This window comes from Ochrobactrum teleogrylli (genome assembly GCF_006376685.1).
GTDB classification, from domain to species: domain Bacteria; phylum Pseudomonadota; class Alphaproteobacteria; order Rhizobiales; family Rhizobiaceae; genus Brucella; species Brucella teleogrylli.
On record NZ_VEWL01000032.1, the window covers coordinates 2501 to 5673 of the forward strand.

Consider the following 3173-nt stretch of genomic DNA (forward strand, 5'->3'; position numbering starts at 1 on the left):
GTAGGACGGACAGTCAATCATCGAGGAAAGAACCAAGTTTGCGGACTTTTTAGTCTGCGTGTTCTGTATGAAATAGTGAAGAGAAGATGTAATCGGACTGATCGTTGATCAGTGTCGCAAGAGCTTGCTCAAGCCTTGCATTATGATTGGCAGCCTAACCGCGCCACCGATTGTATCTCGAGAAGCTGGTCTTTCTGCTGATAACGTCAAGACTGATGTTTTGATGGATATTGGCAATGAGAGTGATCAAGTGTCTTAAGGGCATTTGGTGGATGCCTTGGCATGCACAGGCGATGAAGGACGTGATACGCTGCGATAAGCGTCGGGGAGGTGCGAATACCCTTTGATCCGACGATTTCCGAATGGGGCAACCCACCTTAGATAGCTAGAAAATTTGAATTGTTGGAGTGAAACTGCATGGGTGCGAGCCCATACAGACCGCTAGGTCGTCGGTTCGAATGAACCGCCCCTGCGGAGCGAAGCAGCGCAAGCTGCGACAGCGTGAGCAAGAACAACTCAACTTTCTAGTTATCGTAATAAGGTATCTACACCTGAATACATAGGGTGTTAGAAGCGAACCTGGGGAACTGAAACATCTAAGTACCCAGAGGAAAGGACATCAAACGAGACTCCGCTAGTAGTGGCGAGCGAACGCGGACCAGGCCAGTGGCTTTTGTGAGCAAAGTGGAACAATCTGGAAAGGTTGGCTAAAGTGGGTGATAGCCCCGTACACGTAAAGTGAACAGAAGTCCTTGAGTAGGGCGGGACACGTGAAATCCTGTCTGAACATGGGTCGACCACGATCCAAGCCTAAGTACTCGTGCATGACCGATAGCGAACCAGTACCGTGAGGGAAAGGTGAAAAGCACCCCGACGAGGGGAGTGAAATAGTACCTGAAACCGAATGCCTACAAACAGTTGGAGCCCAAGGTTCGTCCTGGGTGACAGCGTACCTTTTGTATAATGGGTCAGCGACTTAGTCTGACGAGCAAGCTTAAGCCGGTAGGTGTAGGCGCAGCGAAAGCGAGTCTGAACAGGGCGTTCAGTTCGTCGGATTAGACCCGAAACCAAGTGATCTAGCCATGAGCAGGTTGAAGGTACGGTAACACGTACTGGAGGACCGAACCCATATCTGTTGCAATAGATCGGGATGACTTGTGGCTAGGGGTGAAAGGCCAATCAAACTTGGAGATAGCTGGTTCTCCGCGAAATCTATTTAGGTAGAGCGTCCAGCGAATACCCCCGGGGGTAGAGCACTGAATGGGCTATGGGGACTCACCGTCTTACTGATCCTAATCAAACTCCGAATACCGGGGAGTACTACTGGGCAGACACACGGCGGGTGCTAACGTCCGTCGTGAAGAGGGCAACAACCCTGACCACCATCTAAGGTCCCTAAGTTATGGCTAAGTGGGAAAGGATGTGAGGATCCCAAAACAACCAGGATGTTGGCTTAGAAGCAGCCATCATTTAAAGAAAGCGTAACAGCTCACTGGTCTAAATAAGGGTCTTTGCGCCGAAAATGTACCGGGGCTAAAGCCATACACCGAAGCTGTGGATGCACGTATGTGCGTGGTAGCGGAGCGTTCCGTAAGCCTGTGAAGGGACAGTCGTGAGACATCCTGGAGGTATCGGAAGTGAGAATGCTGACATGAGTAACGATAAAGGGAGTGAGAGACTCCCTCGCCGAAAGTCCAAGGGTTCCTGCTTAAAGTTAATCTGAGCAGGGTTAGCCGGCCCCTAAGGCGAGGCCGAAAGGCGTAGTCGATGGGAACCACGTTAATATTCGTGGGCCTGCAGGTAGTGACGGATCGCGTGTGTTGTAAGGTCTTATTGGATTGATCTTGCAGCGAAGCGGTTCCAGGAAATAGCTCCTGCATATAGACCGTACCCTAAACCGACACTGGTGGACTGGTAGAGAATACCAAGGCGCTTGAGAGAACTGCGTTGAAGGAACTCGGCAAAATGCACGCGTAACTTCGGAAGAAGCGTGACCTCCATGAAGGCAACTTTGTGGGGGTGGCACAGACCAGGGGGTAGCGACTGTTTACCAAAAACACAGGGCTCTGCGAAGTCGCAAGACGACGTATAGGGTCTGACGCCTGCCCGGTGCTGGAAGGTTAAGAGGAGATGTGCAAGCATTGAATTGAAGCCCCAGTAAACGGCGGCCGTAACTATAACGGTCCTAAGGTAGCGAAATTCCTTGTCGGGTAAGTTCCGACCTGCACGAATGGCGTAACGACTTCCCCGCTGTCTCCAACGCAGACTCAGTGAAATTGAATTCCCCGTGAAGATGCGGGGTTCCTGCGGTTAGACGGAAAGACCCCGTGCACCTTTACTATAGCTTTACACTGGCATTCGTGTCGGCATGTGTAGGATAGGTGGTAGACTTTGAAGCAGTGGCGCCAGCCATTGTGGAGTCATCCTTGAAATACCACCCTTGCCTATATGGATGTCTAACTGCGGCCCGTTATCCGGGTCCAGGACCGTGTATGGTGGGTAGTTTGACTGGGGCGGTCGCCTCCTAAAGAGTAACGGAGGCGCGCGATGGTAGGCTCAGAACGGTCGGAAATCGTTCGTCGAGTGCAATGGCATAAGCCTGCCTGACTGCAAGACTGACAAGTCGAGCAGAGACGAAAGTCGGTCATAGTGATCCGGTGGTCCCGCGTGGAAGGGCCATCGCTCAACGGATAAAAGGTACGCCGGGGATAACAGGCTGATGACCCCCAAGAGTCCATATCGACGGGGTTGTTTGGCACCTCGATGTCGACTCATCGCATCCTGGGGCTGGAGCAGGTCCCAAGGGTATGGCTGTTCGCCATTTAAAGCGGTACGTGAGTTGGGTTCAGAACGTCGTGAGACAGTTCGGTCCCTATCTGCCGTGGGTGTAGGAATATTGATAGGATCTGTCCCTAGTACGAGAGGACCGGGATGGACGTATCTCTGGTGGACCTGTTGTCGTGCCAACGGCATAGCAGGGTAGCTATATACGGACGGGATAACCGCTGAAGGCATCTAAGCGGGAAACCCACCTAAAAACGAGTATTCCCTATCAGAGCCGTGGAAGACCACCACGTTGATAGGCCGGGTGTGGAAGTGCGGCAACGCATGCAGCTTACCGGTACTAATAGCTCGATCGACTTGATCACTCCCATTTACAATATCCATCGAAC

Annotated in this window: 1 rRNA gene; it reads left to right on the forward strand. The window is 52.1% G+C overall.

Going from position 1 to position 3173, the window contains the following annotated elements:
- The first annotated feature begins 244 nt into the window (after positions 1-244).
- A 23S ribosomal RNA gene (locus FIC94_RS22250) occupies positions 245-3149 on the forward strand.
- Positions 3150-3173 lie beyond the last annotated feature (24 nt).